7 protein-coding genes are annotated in these 20,760 nt (G+C 70.2%); 1 reads left to right on the top strand and 6 read right to left on the bottom strand.

The genetic code is table 11. The features are described from left to right. Window positions 1-7: 7 nt before the first annotated feature. The 5 genes from NL241_RS23820 to NL241_RS23840 are packed head-to-tail and all read right to left on the bottom strand — an operon-like array spanning window position 8 to window position 13,785. Window positions 8-5,233 carry an amino acid adenylation domain-containing protein gene (locus NL241_RS23820; RefSeq protein ID WP_494395228.1) on the bottom strand — a complete coding sequence of 1,742 codons (5,226 nt, stop codon included), beginning with the start codon at window positions 5,231-5,233 and terminating at the stop codon, window positions 8-10. Beyond that, window positions 5,230-8,220, bottom strand: a complete 2,991-nt coding sequence (gene mbtD, locus NL241_RS23825) for a mycobactin polyketide synthase MbtD (protein ID WP_494395229.1) — start codon at window positions 8,218-8,220, stop codon at window positions 5,230-5,232. The genes NL241_RS23820 and mbtD overlap by 4 nt, the downstream gene beginning before the upstream one ends. Then, the gene (locus tag NL241_RS23830) at window positions 8,220-9,554 is read right to left on the bottom strand and encodes a beta-ketoacyl [acyl carrier protein] synthase domain-containing protein (protein WP_494395230.1); all 1,335 of its coding nucleotides are present in this window, start codon (window positions 9,552-9,554) and stop codon (window positions 8,220-8,222) included. The genes mbtD and NL241_RS23830 overlap by 1 nt, the downstream gene beginning before the upstream one ends. Beyond that, window positions 9,554-10,285 (bottom strand): thioesterase II family protein, encoded by a 732-nt coding sequence (locus NL241_RS23835; RefSeq protein WP_487687066.1) that lies wholly within the window; start codon window positions 10,283-10,285, stop codon window positions 9,554-9,556. Before NL241_RS23835 ends, NL241_RS23830 begins: the two co-directional genes overlap by 1 nt. Beyond that, window positions 10,282-13,785: a non-ribosomal peptide synthetase gene (locus tag NL241_RS23840; protein ID WP_494395231.1), complete on the bottom strand. Its 3,504-nt coding sequence runs from the start codon at window positions 13,783-13,785 to the stop codon at window positions 10,282-10,284. The genes NL241_RS23835 and NL241_RS23840 overlap by 4 nt, the downstream gene beginning before the upstream one ends. Window positions 13,786-13,886: 101 nt before the next feature. Here NL241_RS23840 and NL241_RS23845 point away from each other — a divergent pair, with 101 nt between their 5' ends. Further along, window positions 13,887-15,617, top strand: a complete 1,731-nt coding sequence (locus NL241_RS23845) for a (2,3-dihydroxybenzoyl)adenylate synthase (RefSeq protein ID WP_494395232.1) — start codon at window positions 13,887-13,889, stop codon at window positions 15,615-15,617. Window positions 15,618-15,651: 34 nt separating this feature from the next. Here the strand turns inward: NL241_RS23845 and NL241_RS23850 are convergent, their stop codons facing one another. Then, window positions 15,652-20,745: a type I polyketide synthase gene (locus NL241_RS23850; RefSeq protein WP_494395233.1), complete on the bottom strand. Its 5,094-nt coding sequence runs from the start codon at window positions 20,743-20,745 to the stop codon at window positions 15,652-15,654. Between the last annotated feature and the right edge of the window lie 15 nt (window positions 20,746-20,760).

The raw sequence follows: 20,760 nt of genomic DNA on the forward strand, positions 1-20,760 counted from the left end.
GCCGCGCTCACGTGCCCGAATCCGTGTTCGACAACGGCGCGGTCGACCAGGACGCCGCCAATTCGGCGAGTTCGTCGGCGGACAGACCGGATGCGCTCATCGGCGCATGGTGCACATCGTCGGGTTCGGCGGTGTCGTGGGCTTCGGCGGCTCTGGCATCCACCGCGGCGGCCAGATCCGCCAGCACCGGGTGTTCGAACACCATGCGCGCGGTCAGCGGCAGCCCGGTTTCCTTGGCGCGCGAAGCGATCTGCACCGCGAGGATGCTGTCGCCGCCGAGTGTGAAGAAGTCGTCGTGACGGCTGATGTCGCCGCTGACTGCCAGCGCTTCGGTCAGCAGCCCGGCCAGCGCCCGTTCGGTGTCGGTGCCGGGTGGTTCGGCCGGCACGGCAACAGGTGCCGAGGTGGGTGGGTCGGCCCGGTGCCCGATGTGGTCGACGAACTCCAGCCGGCCGTCCGCCGTCCACCGGGCCCGGTCACCGCTGCGGTGGACCCGCGAGCCGGGTTGCCCGCCAACCGCATTGGGAACCAGACGTGTTGCCGTCCGGGCCGGCGAGGTCCACTGGGCATCGGCCAGTGGACCACCCCCGACATAGACGTCACCGACGACGCCGATCGGCGCGAGGTTCAGATCGTCGTCCAGGACGAGCACCAGACCTTCACCGAAATCCGCGATGCGCCGCTTCTCGTCGGCGTCGGTGAGCTCGATCTGGGCCAGCGTGCGGTCGGGATGGTCACCGAACGCCGTCAGCACCCGGCCGAGCCATTCCGAGAGCCGCTGCACGGTGTCGCGGCGGTACAACTCGGGACGGTAGATGATGTGACCGCGGTAGCCGTCCTCGCTTGCCCCGGGGGTGGCGTAGAAGTTCAGCGACAGATCGGCCTGCGCCAGGTCGAACGGCGGCTCCAGCGCGGTGAAGGTGGTCTCGCCCTCCGGCGAGGTGTCCACCACCCGTCCGGCCGGCAACTGCTCACGGACGTGCACCACCACCTGGAACACCGGGTTACGCGACAGCGACCGCGACGGGCTCACCGCGTCCACCACCTGATCGAACGGCAGGTCCTGGTTGGCGTAGGCCGCCAGAGCCATCTCGCGGGCCCGGGTGAGAACCTCACGCACCGTGGGGTTTCCACTCAGATCATTGCGCAGCACGACGAAGTTGACGAAGAACCCGATCAGCTGGTCCAGTTCGGCCTCGCTGCGGCCGGCCACCGGGGTACCGATCGCCACGTCCGGGCCGCCACCGGCTTTGTGCAACACCACCGCCACCGCAGCTTGCAGCACCATGAACTCGGTGACGCCTAGTTCACGGCCGATCGCGGCCAGCTTGTCGCGGGTGGCCGCGTCGATGTTGATCTCGACGGAATCACCGGCGCCGCTGGGCACCGGCGGACGCGGGAAGTCGTGGCGCAGCCCGGTCTCCTCGGGAAGACCGGCCAGGGTCTGCTTCCAGTACTCGCGCTGCGGGCCCATCACGCCGGCGTCGTCGGTGAACAACTCGGCCTGCCAGGCGCCGTAATCGGCGTACTGCACCGGCAGCGGCGCCCAGGAGGGGTGCTCCCCGGTCCGCCGTGCGCGGTAGGCGGTCAGCAGGTCGGTGAACAGGACGGTCGCCGACCAGTGATCACCGGCGATGTGGTGCAGCACCAGCGAGAGCACATGCTTGTCCGGGGTGGCCAGTACCGCCGCCCGGATGGGTAACCCGTGCTCGAGATCGAAGATCTGCTTGCGTTCACGGTCCAATTCGGCGCGCAGCCAGTCGTCGCCGTCCCCCTGCAGTCGACGCACCTCGACATCGGCGTGTGGGGCGATGATCTGGTATGGGACACCGCCGATTTCGCGGTAGCTGGTGCGCAGGATCTCGTGGCGGTCGACCACGTCGCCGACGGCCGCGGCCAGCGCTTCGGTGTCGACGGGCCCGTGCAGCTCCGCGGCGAACGGGATGTTGTTCACCGGGCTGGGGCCGTCGATCTGGTAGGCGAACCAGCTCCGCAGCTGCGACGCCGACAGCGGGGCGGGGCCGTCATGAGGGGTGGAAACGAGCCTGGGCCTGGCGGGGGCAGATTCGCCGGCGGCGGCAGCGTCGATGTGCTCCGCCAAAGCGGACACCGTGGCGAGCTCGAAGATCTCGCGGACCCCGACCTCCACGCCGAACTGTGCGCGCACGGCGGCGACGAGCTTGGTGGCCAACAGTGAATGCCCGCCCAGGTCGAAGAACGAGTCGTCGGCACCTACCCGGTCGCGGCCGAGGAGTTCGGAGAACAGTTGCGCGAGGCCACGTTCGGTATCGGTGCCGGGCTCGCGGAACTCGGTGGCCGCGATGATCTCGGGCTCGGGCAGCGCCTTGCGGTCGATCTTGCCGTGCGCGGTGATCGGGATCTCGTCGAGCACCACGTAGCCGGCGGGCACCATGTACTCCGGCAACGCCGCGGCGACCCGGGCCCGGATGCGGTCGACGTCCACCGAACCCGGCCCCTCGCCGCTGACCGGCGTCAGATATCCGACCAGACTCTTGCCCAGCTGCGGCAGATCACTGACCACGACGACGGCCTGTCCGACGGTGGGTTCGACGGAGATGGCGGCCGCGACGTCCCCCAACTCGATGCGGAAGCCCCGGATCTTGACCTGTTCGTCGGCGCGGCCGACGAACTCGATGTCGCCGTCGGCGTTGCGCCGCGCCAGGTCACCCGACCGGTACATCCGCGCCCCCGGCGTGAAGGGGTCGGCGATGAAGCGTTCGGCGGTGAGCCCCGGCCGCCGGTGATAACCGTGGGCGACATGGGTTCCGCCGATGTAGATCTCGCCGATCACGCCGACGGGAACCGGCTGCAGCGCATCGTCGAGGATGTGCAACTGGGTGTTGATCTTGGGGGTGCCGATGGGCACGATGCGGGTGCCCTGCTTGCCTTCGACCTTGAAACGGCTTGCGTTGACCACGGTTTCGGTGGGCCCGTAGAAGTTGTGCAACAGGGCGTCGAATGTGGCGTGGAACTTGTCGGCCACCTCGCCGGGCAGGGGTTCGCCACCGATGGGCACCCGCTGCAGGGTGCGCCATTCGTTCACCCCTGGCAGCGACAGGAACAGTCCCAGCAGTGACGGCACGAAGTGCATGGCGGTGATGCCCTCGTTACGCAGCAGATCGGTCAGATACCCGATATCGCGCAGACCGTCCGGTTTGTGGATGACCAACCGCGAACCCATCGCCAGGGTGCCGAACACCTCGGCGATCGACACGTCGAAGCTCGGTGAGGCCACCTGGAGCAGGCGGTCGTTCTCGCCGGCGTGGTACTCGCCCTTGAACCACACGAAGTACTCGGCGATGGGGCGGTGCGGCACCGGAACACCCTTGGGCAGACCGGTGGAGCCGGAGGTGTAGATGAGGTACGCGGTGTTCTCCGGTGTCACCGGCCGCACCCGGTCGGCGTCGGTCGGGTTGGTGCCCGGGTAAGAGGCTGCCTCGCGAACCGCTTCCCGCAGTACCAGTTTGGCGTCACAGTCGCCGAGGATGAATGTCAGCCGATCCTCGGGGTAGGTGGGGTCGACGGGCAGGTACACCGCACCCGCCTTGGCCACCCCCAGCGCGGTGATGACGAGCTCGGGTGATTTGTCCAGCAGCACCGCCACCCTGTCCTCGGCGCCGATGCCCTGGGCGATCAGCCAGTGCGCCACCTTGTTGGCGGCCTCGTTGACCTCGCGGTAGGTGTGGTAGCGGCCCTCGTAGGCCATCGCCACCGCTTCCGGCGTGCGCGCCACCTGCTCCTCCACCAGTTCGGCGAGCGTCTTGGCCGGCGTTTCGAACACCTCGCCGTAGGACACCGTGCGCAGCCAGTCGGCCTCCGCCGGTGTCATGTACTGCAGCCGCGACAAGGCGGTGTCCGGCTCCGCCAGCACCGCCTCCAGCAGCACAGCGAAGTGGTCGAGCATCTGTGCCGCCAGACCGGAATCGATGATCTCGACCAGGTGCTCGACCTCGATCATGATCGCGCTGTCATCGAATTCGACCATGAAGCCCAGCGGCAGTTGAGTGAGATGTGCTCGCAGCTCGGCACGTTCACAGTGCACGCCGGGTGGGGTGAAGCCGAACCGGTCAGGACCGCGGAAACCGAAACTCACGCGCGTCATCCGCTCAGCCCCGTGGCGTCGGTCGGGATTGAGTTCGCGCACCATCCGGTCCAGGCCCACCCGCTGGTGCGCGAACGCCCCGAGCGCGGTCTCGCTGGTCTGCGTCAGCAGATCCCGGAACGTCATGGTGGCCCGGGGGCGCAGCCGCATCGCGACGGTGTTGCCGTGGTAGCCGATGACATGTTCGGTGGTGGCGTCGCGGTTGAGCACCGGGGTGACCACCAGGAAGTCGTCGGCGTGGGTGTAGCGGTGCACCAGGGCGCCGAACACCGCCAGCAGCACCGCATAGGGTGTGGTGTCGTTTGTGCGGGCGAGTTCGGCGACCCGCGCAGCGGTGTCCCCGGTGAGTCGTACGGTACTGCGCGCCGACCGCCAGCTACTCGGTACCGCGGACCCCGACGGGCCCGGAAGCTCCAGCGGCTCGGGCATGTTCACCATCACCCGCCGCCAGTACTCGGCGTCCGCTTCCGCGGCGGCGCTGTCGTCACGCACGACGTGCGGCGGCTCCACGCCGAGATCTGAGCCGGTGTAGGCAGCGGTGAGGTCGGCGAAGAACACCTCCCAGGAACCGTCATCCCAGGCGATGTGATGTGCCACCAGCAGCATCACCAGTTCGTCGTCGCTGACGCGGGCCACCGTGATGCGCAGCGGCGAGTCGGCGGTCAGATCGAACGGCGCGGCGAACTCCCGCTGCGCCAGTACCTCCAGTCGCAGTTTGCGGGCATGTTCGGCCAGATCCGAGAGATCGTGTTCGGCCCACCCCGGCCGCAGGCCGGCATGCACCCGGGCGTGCGGTTCGCCGTTCTCATCCGGGGTGTAGGTGGTGCGTAACACGCTGTGGCGGCGTGCCACCGCGTCGACTGCCTGGTGCAGCCGGGACACGTCGACATCGCCGGTGATCCGGTACGACAGGCACACGTTGAGCAGCGCGCCGCTGGGGTCGGCGGCGTGGGTGAACCACATCCGCAGCTGGCCCTCCGACAGCGTGCCGGCAGGTGGTGCCGCGGCCGGCGCCCCCGGCTCGGCCCGCAGCCCGCGCTCGGCGAGCTTGCGCCGCAGCAGTTCCAGCCGCTGTTCATCGATCCGGCCTGCGGTGTGGGTGTCAGTCACGTATCCACCTTCTGTGCGCTTTCTGGGTCTGCGGGCGGTGCGGCCGCGGCAAGCGTGGTGATCAGCTCGCTGCCGGTGACACCGCCCAGCAGGATGGCCAGTGAAACCGTCTGGCCGGTACGTCGTTTCATGCGTTTGCGCAGATCGAGGGCGAGCAGCGAGTCCACGCCCAGATCGAACAGCGAGGCGTCCAGGTCGAGCGTCGCCGGGTCGGCGACGTCGAGAACGGCCGCGAGTTCGGCCCGCACCACGTCGCCGGGATCGGTAGCGGTGGTCGCGCGACGCTGCGACGCAGCGACAACCGGTTCCGCGGCGTCCGGGGTACCGAGGAACCGTGACAACCGGTCCGGATCGGCGTCGAAGATCAGCGGATCGACCGGGTGATCGTAAAGGCTGGCTTCGATGGCCAGCTCCGGTGCCATGGCAAGCAGTCCGGCGCGCTGCACGCGAACCGTCTCGGCCGCGTCGACGATGCCGCTGTGCTGCCACAGCCCCCACCGGACGGCGACGCAGCGTCGGCCCTGTCCGCGCAGCTGGGCCGCTTGCACGTCGAGCATCCGGTTCGCGGCCGCGTACGCGGCGGTGCCTTTGCCGCCCCAGGCGCCGATCACCGAGGAACACAACACGATTCGGGCATCGTCGCGTAGCGGCCACACATCGGTGACGGTGGCCAGCCCGGTGACCTTGGCGGACAGCGTGTCCCCGACCGCGGCCGCGGTGAACTGATCGCGGGTGTCCCAGCCGGCCGTGCCCGCGGCGTGGATGAGCAGCGAGGCGCCGTCTCCGGCGAAGTCGGCGGCGACGGCGGCCAGCCGGTCACGGTCGGTGATGTCGCAACGCGGTGAGACGATGTCGACGCCGTGCCGGTGCGCCAACTCGGCCAGCGTGGCCGGATCGGCGTTGCGCCGGCTCAGCAGCACGATCCGCTTCGCGCCGTGCGCGGCCAGGTATCGCGCGTAGTGCATCCCGATGGCGCCGGCACCTCCGGTGATCACCACATTCTCCAGCACCGAGGGCAGCGTCCATGCGGGCGGCGTGTACGCCTGCGAATCGGCGGCGTCGTGGAGCTCCCGCCGGTACAGCACGGTGCCGGTCTCGCAGGCGCGCACCGCCAGGTCGCCACCACCGGCGAGCAGCGCGTCGACGGCCACCAGCCAGCCGTCGAAATCGCCTGCCGGCAGGTCCAAGTGGTGGAAGTTCTGGTCGGGATGTTCGAAGGCCAGGCTGCGGTGCATGGCGGCCAGCGCGGCCTGCGCCGGCAACGGCAGCGGGTCACCCGGGGCGCACTGTTCACCGCCCGCGCTCAGCAACCAGACATCGCGGCATTCGGCTCCGAGGTCGGCGAGGTAATCGAACAGCCCGGTGCCGACGGCCGCCGCCAGCCCGGCGGCCGACGGCACCGCGTCCGGGTCGTCCAGCAGCGGGGCGACGGCGATCACCAGATCGGCCTCGGCGAGGGGCACTGTGACCGCGAGCCCGTGGGTGCCGACCGCGGCGACGACACGCTCACCGAGCCGGCCCGTCTCACCGAGCTGGACCACCGCGACCCTGCGCACCGCCTTCGGTGTGAAGACTCGTGTGGCGAGCCACTTCTCGGCGGCGATGGTGACCCGGGGCCGCGCGGGCAGCGGGTCCGGCTGCGCCCACATGGGCGTCGGGCGCATCGGTGCGTTCGGGAAGTTCCGCAGTACGGGTAGTCCGGGTTCTGCGTGCCGGTCCCGCCAGCGGTAGCCGGGATCGGAGACCGCCACGGTGGCGATGTTCTCGGCGAGCCGCCCGGCCAGTGCCGATGTGCGCTCCCCCGTCCCGACCAGCAGCGCCGAACCCGGCGCCAGTCCGGCGTGTTCGATCCGGTCCTCGATGGCGTGCAGTAGCGCAGGGTGGTTCGAAATCTCGACGAACTGTGTTGCCCCACAACGGATCGCCGTGTCGACAGCAAGGTCGAAGCGGACGGTGTTGCGCAGGTTCCGGTACCAGTATTCGCTGAATTCGGTGCCCCCGGCCACCACGTCGCCTGTCACCGATCCGACGAACTGCACGGCGCTGTCGGCGAAGCTCCCGTCGGGCAACGCCTGCTGCACTCCTGCCCGCAACGGTTCCAGCACGCTGGTGTGCACCGGGAAGTTCACGGTGATCTCGCGCGCCCGCTGGCCCCGCGCGTGAACGGTGTCGACGGCAGCCGTGACAGCGGCGCGGTCACCCGACACGGCCACCGACGCCGAGGCGTTGATCACCGAGAGTTCCAGCCAGCCAGGGGTCTCGGCGATCAGGTCATGCGCGGCGGCTTCGGGCAGCCCCAGTGCGGCGACCGCGTAGTCGCCGGGCAGCAGCTCGACCACGCCGGCGCGGGCGCCGAGAACCGCGACGGCGTCTTCGAGGGTCATCGTCTCGGCCAGGTAGGCCGCGGCCACCTCGCCGAGGCTGTGCCCGACGGTGAGATCCGGTACCACACCGCAGGATCGCCACACCGCCGCCAGAGCGACGGCGTGCAGGAACTGAGCGCCCTGGACTTCGATCTCGGAGAACACGTCCGGGTCGGCGCTCGTGAGGAGGTAGGGCACCGGGGAGGCGAAGCCGGCGGAGAGGAACGCCGCCGCGCAGGCGTCGACCTCCGCCCGGTAGACCGGCAGCTCCCGGTAGGCGTCGGCGCCCATCCCCGGGTACTGGCCGCCCTGTCCGGGGAACACGAACGCGGTGCGGGTGGCCGCACCCCGAGCCGACGTGGCGGCCAGAAGGTGGTGGTGTCCCTGGGCCACGGCGTGCAACCCCAGCGCCAGCTCGTCGATATCCGCAGCACGAATCACCGTGCGGTACCGGCGAATCCGGCGGGTGCGCGCCAGATGCGCCGCCACGGCGGCCACCGAGGCCACCGCGGGTGTCTGGTCCAGGTACCGCGCGATGGCCCGCGCGTCGTCCCGCAGGAGGTCCTCGGCATGCGCGCTGAGCAGCACGGGTACGCGCCCGTCCGGCCACTGGTCGTACGTCATCAGACCGCTTCCGGCATCGATACGATCACGTGGGTGTTGGTACCGCTCATCCCAAAGGCGGACACCGCCGCGGTGCGGCGGCCGTCGATCGCCGGCCACGGCGTCAACTTCTCCGCCAGCCGCAAACCCTGCGCTTCCCAGTCGATCTCACGGCTCGGCTCGTCGGCGTGCAACGTGGGTGGCACCGTGGCGTGCTCGGCGGCCACCAGTACTTTGGCCAGCCCCAGCGCCCCGGCAGCGGCCTGGGCGTGCCCGAGGTTGGATTTCACCGATCCGAGCAGTGCACCGCGGCCCGGCGCGGTGGCCCCGTAGGTCTGGACCAGCGAATGCAGCTCGGTTCGATCACCGAGCCGGGTGCCGGTGCCGTGTCCTTCCAGCATGCCGACGTCCTCGGGCTGCAGGCCCGTGCGTTGCAGAGTGCGGCGGAACAATCTGGCTTGCGCCGACTCACTCGGTGCGGTCAGCCCCGTCGTGCGGCCGTCCTGGTTGACGCCGCTGGCGCGGACTTCGGCCAGCACCACCCGGCCGTCGGCGAGCGCGCGGGACCTGCGCTGCACAACGAACATCCCGGCTCCTTCGGCCCACACCGTGCCACTGGCGTGTGCGCTGTAGGGCCGGCAGTGGCCGTCATCGGACAGCGCGTGCTGCTTCGAGAATTCGACGAAGTAGCCGGGGCTGCCCATCACCGCGACGCCACCGGTGATCGCGAGATCGCAGTCCCCGCTTCGTACCGCCTGCACCGCGGTGTGAAACGCGGCCAGCGCCGACGAGCACGAGGTGTCGACGGTCATCGCGGGGCCGGCCAGATCCAGGGTGTAGGCGATGCGGCCCGAGATGACACCGAGAGAGGTTCCGGTGATCAGGTGTCCGCTGTGATGGGAGAACTCCGACAGTGGCGGGCCGTATTCCAGCGCCGAGGCGCCCACAAAACAACCGACGTCATGGCCGGCGAGGTCGTCGGGGTTGATGCCACTGTTCTCCAGCGCTCGCCAGGCCAGTCGCAACGCCACCCGTTGCTGCGGGTCCATGGCAATCGCTTCGCGCGGTGAGATGCCGAAGAACTCGGGATCGAATACCGCGGCGTCGCAGAGGAATCCGCCCATGTCATGGATACGTTTGAAGCCGTCGCGCCGGGAGCCGTCGAACAGGTCACGCAGTGACCAGCCGCGGTCGGTGGGAAACGGGCCCAGCGCCTCGCGTTGATCGGACAGCAGTTCCCAGTAGGTGTCGGCGGAGTCCACGCCACCGGGAGCTTCCAGCGCCATGCCCACGATCACGATGGGGTCCTCATCGGACCCCGGAACGCGGGCATCGTGGGCGGCGCCGGCCGGCATCAGGCATTCACCTGCCGAACCAGGGTGTCGCTGTGGTCGTTGAGGTAGAAATGGCCCCCGTCGAACAGTTCGAAGCTGAAGGCGCCGGTGGTGTGGATTTCCCACTGCCGCAAGGAGTCCGCGTCGACGCGGCGGTCGGCGGCGCCGCCCAGCGCGTGGATGTCGGCGCTGACGGTCACCGTGGTGTCGCGGGTGTAGCGATTCCACGCCGCGTAGTCGGCGCGCACCGACGGCAGCAACAGGTCGATGAAATCCTCGTCGGCCAACAGCCGGGGGTCGGTGCCGCCGAGAGCCACCATGTCGGCCAGCAGCTCGCGATCGGTGGTGGGAACGCGCGCCGAAGCGGCGACCGCGGACGGTGCCTGGCTTGCCGACGCCCACAGGTGGGTCACGGGGATCCCCCGTTCCCCGGCGATGCGGGCGAATTCGAAGGCCACCAGCGCACCCATACAGTGACCGAACAACCGGAGCTCACCGACGGTGGACCAGTCACCGGCGTCGACCAACTCGGCGGCCAGTTCCTCGATGGTGTCCGGCGCGGGGTGGGCCAGCCGGTCGGCGCGCTGCGGGTACTGCACGATGTAGGTGTCCGCGCCGCCGGCGGCCACCGCCGACGCGAACGTCCGGTAGGCCGCGGCCGCGCCACCGGCGTGCGGGAAGACGATCACCGAACGGTCCGCGCTTCCCGGGAAACGCTTGATCCACGGTGTGAACCCGAGCTGATTCGTCATGACGCCGGCGTGGAGTCGAGTGCCGTCAAGACCTCCGCGCTGTCCATCTGGGTGACTTCGAGGTAGAGCTCGGCCACGCCCTCCAGGCGGGTGCTGTCCTTCTCGTGGTCGATCAGGAGCCGCGCCAGAGCGGCGACGGTGCGGGCGGCGAAGATGTCCGACACCGCCACGTGCGGCGCGTCGAGCCACTCCCGCACGCGTGCCACGGTCTGTGTTGCCAGCACCGAATCCCCACCGCGGCCGAAGAAGTCGTCGTCGACGCCGATGCCGTCTGCGCCGAGAACCTCGGACACGATACGAGCCAGCGCGCGTTCCAGCGTCGTCGACGGAGCGGTGAACGCGGCCGCGTCGGCGGAGCCCAGTTCAGCCGAGCTCCGCTCGAGAATCGCAGCGACCGCGGTGCGGTCGATCTTGCCGCCCGCGGTGAAGGGGATGGCCTCCACCAGTGATATGTGGGTCGGAACCATATGCGGGGGAACGAATCCCGCCACTTCGGCGCGGAGCCGTTCGACGGTGAGCGCGGTATCGGTGACGCGCACGATGGCGGCGAGTTGCTGTTGACCGTCGCGGTCACCCGGGACGGGCAGCACAGCGGCCACGGCGCCGTCGACACCATCGATGCGGTTGAACGCGCCCTCGACCTCACCGAGTTCGACCCGGTAACCGCTGACCTTGACCCGGTGGTCCGCGCGGCCGACGAATTCCAGTGCGCCGTCGGGCCGATACCGCACCAGGTCGCCGGTGCGGTACCAGATGCGGCCGCGGTGTTCGACAAAACGTTCCGCGGTCAGGTCCGGGCGCCCGCGGTAGCCGAGCGCGATGCCGCGTCCCGACACCCAGAACTCACCGGGAACCCAATCGGGGCAGTCTGTTCCGTCCGCGGCCACCACGCGGCAGGCATTGTTCGGCAACGGCACGCCCAGCGGGATCGACGACCAGTCCGCCGGCAGCTCGGCGGGTTCGCAGATGGTGTTGTGCGTCGCGGTCTCGGTGGCACCGCCCAGGCCGGCGGCACGCACACCGGGTGCCTCGGCGCGCAACACCCGGATCAGCTCGGGGCGCACCCAGTCACCGCCGGTGGGTACCACACGAACCGAACCCAGCTTGCCGTGGCCGACCTTGGTCAGCATCTCCAGCCACCCCGGCATGAAATGCAGGACGGTCACCCGGTGTTCGGCGATCAACTGCGCCCAGGCGTCGGGATTGCGGCGGTCGTCCTCGTCCACCACCACGATCGAGGCGCCCGCGCGAAGCATCCCGAAGATGTCGAGCACCGACAGGTCGCCTTCGAGCGTGGACAACGCCAGATTGCGGTCCCCGGGCCCGATGCCGAAGTGGCGGTTGATGAACTCGACGGTGTTCATCGCCGCGTCGTGAGTGACCTCGACGCCCTTGGGTTCTCCGGTGGAGCCGGAGGTGAAGAGTATGTAGGCCAGTGTCTTCGGGTCGACGCGAGGCGCCTCGGTTCCGGCGGCCGTCGCCAGGCCCTCCTGGATGGCGTCGGCCACCGTCAGCGCGGGAACCGGAAGGGGGTCAACCCGATTGCCGCACACCAGGACCGAGTGCACACCGGCGGTCTGCAGGATCCGGTGGGCGCGGTCGGCGGGCTGGTCCACCCCGATCGGCAGGTACGCCGCGCCGGCGGCGGTGATGCCCAGCAACGCCGGAATCTGCTCGGCGTTCTTGGGTCCCATCACGGCCACCACGTCACCGGCCCCCACACCGCGCGCTCGCAGCGTGGCCGTCACCGCCAGCGCCTGCTCACGCAGCTGCGCGTAGGTGAAGTCACCGAGGCTGCTGAAGACCGCGGGCGCGTCGGGATGGGTGGCCGCGCAGCGGAAGAAACCGTCGGGCAACGCATCTCCGCTCGGGGCGGTGGTGACACCGTTGAGCTGGTCGCGGATCTGCTGCTGGCCGGCGGGTACCGAGGGCGGGTCGGGAAGGTCCCAGGCGGCGTCGTCGGCGGCGAGACGGTTGATCTCGGCCAGGTGGTAGGCGAACATCGCGTCGATGACGCCGGGCCGGAAGGCTTCCTCGCGCACGTCCCAGTTGAGCAGCAGACCACCGTCGAACGGCGTGATCTGCGCGTCGAGCAGCACCTGCGGACCCTGCGAGATGTGCCACACCGGGGTGCCGAACTGTTCGGTGACGTCCCCGGCGAACAGGTCGCCGAGGCCGAGCGCGCTGGTGAACACGAACGGCGCCAACACCTGGGTACCGCGGTGTCGGGTGAGGTCACGCAGCACCGACAAACCGGAATAGCTGGAGTGCCGGGCGGTGGTGTGCAGGCTGTCCTGGACCACCTGTGCGCGTTCGGCCGCGGTGCTGGTGCCGGTCAGGTCGATGTCGAGCATCAGCGACGAGGTGAAGTCACCGACCAGCTTGTCGACGTCCGGGTGGTACGGCTCGCGCCCGAACATCGGCAGGTTCAGCATGAAGTGGGAGTTGGTGGACCAGCGCCGCAGGACACCGGCATAGGACGCGGCCACCGCCATGGCCGGGGTGATGCCGCGGCGCTGCGCGGCGGCGAACAGCGCCGCCTTGGCCGCGGCGTCGAAGAAGTGGTGACGCCGGGTGTTGCGGCGCGGATTGACCTGCTCCGACGGCGGCACCAGCGGCGGGGCGGGCGGCTCGGGCAACTCCGGGATGCGCTCGGCCCACCACCGCTTGTCTTCTTCGGTGGGCGCCGGGTGTTGGGCGGTGAACGCCGACCGATACTGGCGGTAGGTGTACCCCAGCGCCGGCAGCTCGTCACCCTTGTAGAGCACTGCGAGGTCGGCCATGAAATTGCGGTAGCTCACCGCATCGGCGGCTTGCATGTCCAGGTCGACGTGCACGCGGGTGCGGCCGCCGGGCAGCAGGGTGAGCGCGAGTTCGAGGACCTCGCCGTCGAGGATCTGGTGACTCTTCTGATCGCGGATGAGCTCGAGTTGGTCGTCGGCCGCCGCGGCGTCCAGGTGGCGCAGGTCGGTGATCTTCGGCACCAGGGTGCGGTCGGTGATGCGCTGGGTGCCGTCGGGCAGGATCTGCACCCGCAGCATCGGGTGCCGATCGGACAGCGCCTTGGCGGCGACGCGCAGCCGGTCGGGATCGACACCGGCGCCGTCGAATTCGACGTACAGGTGGGCGGCCACCCCACCGAGTTCCTGATCGGTGTTGCGGCCCACCCACAGCGCGTGCTGGATCGGGGCGAGCGGGAACGGCTCGGCGGGGTCGTCCGGTTCCCGCCCGACGTCGCCCGCAACCACCTTCGACGTTGCCGGCGCGGTGCGTTCGGTGACCAGATCGATCCATGCCGCAACAGTGGGATTCTCGGCGAGCGCCGCGAATCCGACGTCGATTCCCTGCTTACGCCAGCGCCCGGACAGCGCCATCATGCGGATGGAATCCAGGCCGGAGGCGATCAGGTCAGCGTGCGGGTCGAGGGCGTCGGAGCTGATGCCGAGGAGTTCTGCCACCTCGTCACGAACGGTGTCTGCACCCGTCGCAGCAACACCCACTTCACTACCTCCGACAATTAGTACAGGCTGCCCTAACTTCGAAGACGCTACCTTATATTCGGGTGACCGAACACTCCTACCCAGAGGGGCCAAACCGAGCGATGAGCACGGCATTCGAGCGTCAGCAGACCGGAGAGCCGGACCACTACGCGGACCTGATCCGCGGGTTTGTGCCGTTCCCCGCCGACCGGGCCGAGCAGTACCGGCAGGCGGGTTTGTGGACCGGCGAACCGCTGGACTCGATCCTGCGCGACGGGGCCGCCAGGTGGCCCCAGCGAACTGCGATCGTCGACGTCGACAGCAGCTACACATTCGCTGAGTTGGATGCCGTGGCCGACAGGATCGCCGCCGGTATCGCCGCGCTGGGCGTCGTCCCCGGCGACCGGATGCTGCTGCAGCTGCCCAATACCTGCCAGTTCGCGGTGGCGCTGTTCGGCTTGCTGCGGGCCGGCGTGGTGCCGGTGATGTGCCTGCCCGGGCATCGCCTCGCCGAGATGGGACATTTCGCCGAACTCAGCGGCGCAGTCGGCGTGGTGATCGCCGACAGTACGAAGGCATTCGACTACCGCGGGATGGCCGCCCAGCTGGTTGCCGACCACGCCGGCCTGCGGCACGTCATCATCGACTCCGGGGTGACGAAACGCCCGAGGAACCAGGGGGCTGAGAGCAACCCGCAATCGGGGCAAGGGGCGGGCGGGTTCATCTCGTGGTCGTCACTGACCGAGTTCAGCGGGCCGCCGGCCCCGCCGCGTGCACCCGTCGACCCGTCACTGCCCGCGCTGTTGCTGGTTTCCGGGGGGACCACCGGCCTGCCGAAGCTGATCGCGCGCACCCATGACGACTACCTCTACAACACGCGCGCCTGCGCACGGGCCTGCGAGATGACGGAGGCGGACACCTACCTGGTGGTGCTGCCGGCCGGGCACAATTTCCCTTTGGCCTGCCCGGGCCTGCTCGGCTCCATGTCCGTCGGCGCCAAGACGGTGTTCACCGCCGACCCCAGCCCGGAGGCCGCGTTCGCCCTGATCGACGAACACCAGGTGACCGTGACCGGGCTGGTGAACGCGCTGGCCAAGGTGTGGACGCAGGCCTGCGAGTGGGAACCGGTGCTGCCGACCTCGCTGCGGTGGGTGCAGGTGGGTGGCTCCCGGATGTCGCCGCAGGAGGCCGAGTACATCCTCGACGGGCTGACCCCCGGCTTGTCGCAGATCTTCGGAATGGCCGAGGGCATGCTGAACTTCACCTACGTGGGCGACCCGCGTGAGGTGGTGCTGCACACCCAGGGCCGGCCCATGAGCCCGATGGACGAGATGCGGGTGGTCGACGAGACCGGTGCCCCGGTGCCTGCCGGACAGGACGGCGAGTTGCTGGTGCGCGGGCCGTACACCATCAATGGCTACTACCGGGCCGACGATGCCAACGCCCGGTCGTTCACCCCGGACGGCTTCTACCGATCCGGTGACCGGGTGCGCGTCTTCGCCGACGGACCAAAGGCGGGTTACGTCGAAGTCGTGGGGCGCCTCAAGGACGTCATCCACCGAGGCGGCGAGACGGTCTCGGCGACCGACCTCGAAGACCATCTGCACACCCACCCGAAGATCGTATTTGCCGCCGCCGTACCGCTACCGGATGAGTACTTGAGCGAGAAGATCTGCGCGGCAGTGGTTTTCAGTGGAGCGCCGATCACACTGGCCGAGCTGAACGCCTACCTGGACGAGCGGGGGGTGTCGGCACACGCGCGGCCGGATGTGCTGGTGCCGCTGCCGTCGCTGCCCAAGACCGCCGTGGGCAAGGTGGACAAACCGAGGCTGATCACGCAGCTGCTGGGCTGAGCGGCGGCCCTCCCAACCCATGGGACTCGTGGTTTCAGGAAACGGCCGCAGGCTGGTCGGCCCCGTCCAACAGCTCGACGATACGTGCGGTGACGGCCGCCGCGGTCGGGTGCTCCCACAGCAGGGTGGGCGGCAGCGCGAGGCCGGTCTGCTTCTCCAGCTGACGCCGGACCGCCACGGTCATGATCGAGTCCACCCCGATCTCCACCAGCGGCATCCTCGGGTCGACGCCGTCCTCGGGCAGGCCGAGCTCGCCGGCCACCGCCGCCAGCACCTGCTGGGCCGCCCACACCGCGGTGTCGACCTCACCGGGGCCCACCGCGCCGGCGGGCGCCGCGGTGTCGGGTTCGGCGGTTGGGGCGACAGCGGCGAGCATCGGCACCGACGCCGCTGCGGGCAACACCGGTAACACCACCAGATGCGCGCGGTCGGCCCGGATCGCGGCATCCAGCGCCCGCAGAGCGTCGTCGGCTCCGACGGTGTCCATACCGAACGCCTCGAGCTGGGCGGCGATGAAGCCGGAGGTCGAGCCCATGCCCAGTCCGCGCCACGCCGTCCACGCGACGCTGGTGGTGCGGTCCCCGAGGTTGCGGCGGTGCTGGGCGAAGGTGTCCAGGAACGCGTTGGCGCTGGCGTAGGCGCCCTGACCGGGGAAGCCGGGCAGGTAGCCGCACGAGGAGAACAGCACCATCCAGTCCAACTGTCCGGGGGCGAACACCTGGTGCAGGGCCAGCGCGCCGTCGACCTTGGGGCGCATGGTCGCGGCGAAATCACCTGCGGTGGTGTCGACCAGCAGCGCGCCGGCCTCGACGCCTGCGGCGTGGACGACACCGCGCACCGGGGGCAGATCACGCAGTGCTGCCCGCACCGCGTCGGCGGCCCCGGGTGCGCCGATGTCGACGGCGGCGACGTGCACCGACACCCCGCGGTCTTCGAGGGCCGTCACCGTCCGGACTGCGTCGTTGTCGGCAAGGTCGGGCCAGGCGCCGCGCTCGGGTATGCCCGACCGCGACAGCAGCAGCAGCCGCCGCGCGCCGAGGTCGGCAAGTCGCTGCGCCAACCGCAGGCCCAGTGCCCCGGTGCCGCCGGTGATCACATAGGTGCCGCCCGGTGAGCAGCTCAGCGGCGCCCCGTCGCCGGGGGTCGCGAACTCCAGTCGCGCTGCCCGGGCAACCCCGTCGCGCATCACCACCACGCCGTTACCCGACAGTGACGCCAAGGCGCTGAACGGGATTCGGGCATCCGCCAGATCCAGCACGCCACCGAACAGCCGAGGATGTTCGGCGGCGGCCACCCGCGCCAGCCCGAACAGCGGGGCATGGGTCACGTTGTGGCCTTCGTGCACCCGCTGGGTCAACACCCACAACCGCGCCTGGCTGCCGGCCACATGCAGACCCGTCAAGGTCCGGCGCACCAACTCCACCGAGGCCTCGGGGGTGTCATCGGCCCGCGGTAGCACCAGCACCACTGCACCACGGGCGAGGCCGGTGGGCACCTGCTCCGGTTCGGTCACCACCCGGTACGGCACGGCATCCGCTGCCAGGTCGGGTACCACCACTGCCAGCGTGCCGGCGTCGCCGCCGACCAGGACCACTTCGTCGGGCCGGCGCTCATCGTCGAAATCGACTGCGTTCCACACCAACTCATGCAGAAGACGGCCGGTATCGGTACCGGCCGGATTCTCCAGTTCCTCGAACGTCATGCCGTCCAGCCACACCAGCACCGCACCCGTTGCATCACTGATCGTGACATCGGTGGTGGTGGTGCCGGGGCGGCGCCGCACGTGGATCATCGCGACCGATGGCGCATTCCCCCGCACGTGCACGCGGTCGATGCGCGCGGGCATCCGCAGCCGGGGAAGGCCCTCGGACGGACCGGAGAACACCGTCGACGCCGCCGATGTCGCGGCATCGAGCAGACCCGCCCAACTGGACGGCACCGAGCCGTCGTCCTCGGCGGACACCCGGGCCAACAGTTCACCGTCACCGCGGCGCAGATCCAGTATCTCCCAACCGAATCCCATGGCCGCGACGCCCAGCCCGGCCAGGGTGTACACCACATGGTTGGGCGGCAACGACTCCGGGCACCGGGGTGCCACGCCGGGTATCGCCGCAAGGTCGGGGGCCGCGGTGGCCGCGGTGCAATGCGTCAGCCAACCCCCGTCGTCGTCGAGGAGTCGGGTCGACAGGCTCAACGCCCGGTCCTGCAGCACCACCTGGACGTCGCGGGCGCGACCCGGGGCCACCGGGGTGCGCAGCCGTACGTCCACCAGATCGGTACCGGCGGCAGCCAGAAAGGTGTTCAGAAGCACTGCGGCAGGAACGATCTCGGTGCCCTGCACGGGGTGATCACCCGGATACGGCCGGGTGTCCATGTCCACCCGTGTCTGCCAGACCCGGGCCGGGACGGCGCCCGTCACGTCCAGCGGGCCGCCGAGCAGCGTGTGGCTGCCGATGTCGTGGACGCCGCGGCCACCGGGCGGTGGTGTCGGGGTGCGCCAGAAGTTCCGGTGCTGCCACTGGGTGCCCGGGAGGTCGGGTGCCCAGGCGTGCCCGGGGGCGTTCACCGGGGCGCCGTGGCAGTACAGCGCCGCCACCGCGGCCGACAGCGCCCGTGTCTGCGGCTGGTCGCGGCGGAGCACCGGAATGACGGCCGGTTCGGCGATACCCAGCTGGGTCAGCGTTTCGACCACGGAGTGTGACACCACAGGGTGGGCGGACACCTCGAGGAACAGGCGGTGCCCGTCGTCGGCCGCCGCGGTGACGGCTTCGGCGAACCGGACCCGGCCCCGCAGATTCACCACCCAGTAGTCGGGGTCGCGCGGGGCCGTCGACCGCGGATCGGACAAAGCCGTGGTGTAGAGCGGGACCACCGCGTCCCGCGATCGCGGCAATGACGCTGTGAGACGGGCCAATTCGCCGGTCAGCGCATCCATTGCCGGGCTGTGGAACGCCACATCGGTGGCCACCCGGCGCACCATGATCCCCTGATCGGTCAGCTGCGTGGACACCTGGTCGACGGCGGCGGCGGCACCGGAGATCACCGTGGACTCCGGGGAGGAGCTGATGGCGGCCACCACGTCGGGGTGGGCAGCCAGCCGCTGCTCGGCCTCGGCGAACGGCAGCCGCACCAGCGCCATGGCGCCCTGGCCCATCACGGCACGGAATCCGCGGGCCCGGTAGCAGGCCACGTGGGCGCCTTCCTCGAGGCTCAGCACGCCGGACACCACGCAGGCGGCGACCTCGCCGACCGAATGCCCGATCACGGCGGCCGGCCGCGCGCCCCGCTCACGCAGTACCGCGGCGAGCCCGACCTGCATGGCGAAGGTGAGGGCCTGCACCCGGTCGGTGCCGCCGAGGTCACCGGTGCGCAGCGCCTCGCGCGGCGAGAAGCCCAGTTCGGCACGGAACACCGGGGCGACGGCATCAATGACCTCGGCGAAGCGGGGCTCGGTGTCCAGGAGCTCGGAACCCATTCCCGCCCAATGCGATCCGTGCCCGGAGAACACCCACACCGCACCGTTCTCGGCGTTGTCGACCACCGTCCCGGTCAGCACGCGGGGGTCACGGTCGCCGGCGGCCAGCGCGCTGAGCCCGGCTACCAGATCGGCGGTGTCGTCGGCGACGACCGCGGCCCGGACCGGCTCGTGGGAGCGCCGGTTCCACAGCGTGGTGGCGATCTGCGCGACCGGCTGATCCGTCAGGTGCGACGCCAGCACCTCGGCTTGCCGCACCAGCCGGCTCTGCGACCGGGCGGACAGCGGAACCACCGCAGGTGCAAGGGCTTTGACGGTTTCCAGGGGCGCCGACGGCGGCGCCTCTTCCAGCAGTACATGGGCGATGGTGCCGCCGTAGCCGTAGCTGCACACCGCCGCCCGCCGCGGTGCGCCGGCGCGGCGGGCCCAGGGCTGCGCCGTGGTGGGCACCCGCAGCCCGCTGGAGGCCCAGTCGACGGCCGGGGTGAGCGTGCGAATCCCCGCCGTGGGCGGGACGGCTTCGTGGTGCAGGGCCAATGCGGCCTTGATCAGGCCGACGACACCCGCACCACCTTCGAGGTGACCGGTGTTCGGTTTGACCGAACCGACCGCGCACGGGTCTTCCGGCGGGCGGGCAGCCCCGTAGACCGCGGCGAGCGCGTTGAGTTCCACCGGGTCGCCGGTGGGAGTGCCGGTGCCGTGCGCCTCGATGAAATCGACACTGCCCGGCGGTACGTGCGCCACCTCGCAGGCGCGGCGGAACAGATCGGCTTGGGCGTCGCCGTTGGGGGACATGATGCCGACGGTGCGCCCGTCCTGGGCCACCGCTCCCCCGCGGACCACTGCCAGCACCCGGTCGCCGTCGCGCTGGGCGTCGGCCAGGCGTTTGAGCACCACCACGGCGGCGCCCTCGCCACGGCCGTAGCCGTCGGCCGAGGCGTCGAAGGTCTTGCAACGGCCGTCGGGGGCGGTGGCCCCGGCCACGTCGAGCACCCGGGTGAGGCCGGGCCCGATCAGCGCGCTGACACCCCCGGCCAGCGCCAGCGAGGTCTCGCCGTCGCGCAGCAACTGGCAGGCCTGGTGCACCGCGACCAGGGAGGCCGCGCACGCCGCGTCGAGAGCCACGCTGGGTCCGCGCAGGTCGAGGAGATGGGACACCCGGTTGGCGACCCCGCACAGTGACGTCCCGATACCGCTCCAGGCCTCGATCCCCGGCAGGTCTTCCATGATGAGCTTGCCGTAGTCGTCAGAGTTGACGCCCATCAGCACGGCGGTGTCGCTGCCCGCGACCGAGCGTGGCGGCACGCCGGCGTGTTCGAGCGCTTCCCAGCAAACTTCGACGGCGAGGCGCTGTTGGGGATCCATCAGCTCGGCTTCCCTCGGTGACACCCCGAAGAACTCGGCGTCGAAGGCGGGCAGATCGTCGAGGAAGGTTCCCCAGGGCGTGGTCTCCTTGAGCACCGCGGCGTTGCGTGGGTCCCGGCGCAGATAGGGCGCCCAGCGCTCGGCGGGGATCTCCCGGACCGCGCTTCCGCCGGCCAGGAGAAACGACCAGAACTCGGCAGGGGTGGTGACGTCGCCCGCCAGCCTGCAGCCGATGCCGACAATGGCGATCGGTTCGGGGGCGTCGCCCGGGGTGCGGTGTGGTGTCACGTCAGGCGGTCCCGT

This window comes from Mycolicibacterium sp. SMGY-1XX (assembly GCF_059132455.1).

Coding starts and splice junctions, on each gene's coding strand:
- mbtD (WP_494395229.1), bottom strand. CDS start 8,220: ATGACGTACGACCAGTGGCCGGACGGGCGCGTACCCGTGCTGCTCAGC.
- NL241_RS23830 (WP_494395230.1), bottom strand. CDS start 9,554: ATGCCGGCCGGCGCCGCCCACGATGCCCGCGTTCCGGGGTCCGATGAG.
- NL241_RS23835 (WP_487687066.1), bottom strand. CDS start 10,285: ATGACGAATCAGCTCGGGTTCACACCGTGGATCAAGCGTTTCCCGGGA.
- NL241_RS23845 (WP_494395232.1), top strand. CDS start 13,887: ATGAGCACGGCATTCGAGCGTCAGCAGACCGGAGAGCCGGACCACTAC.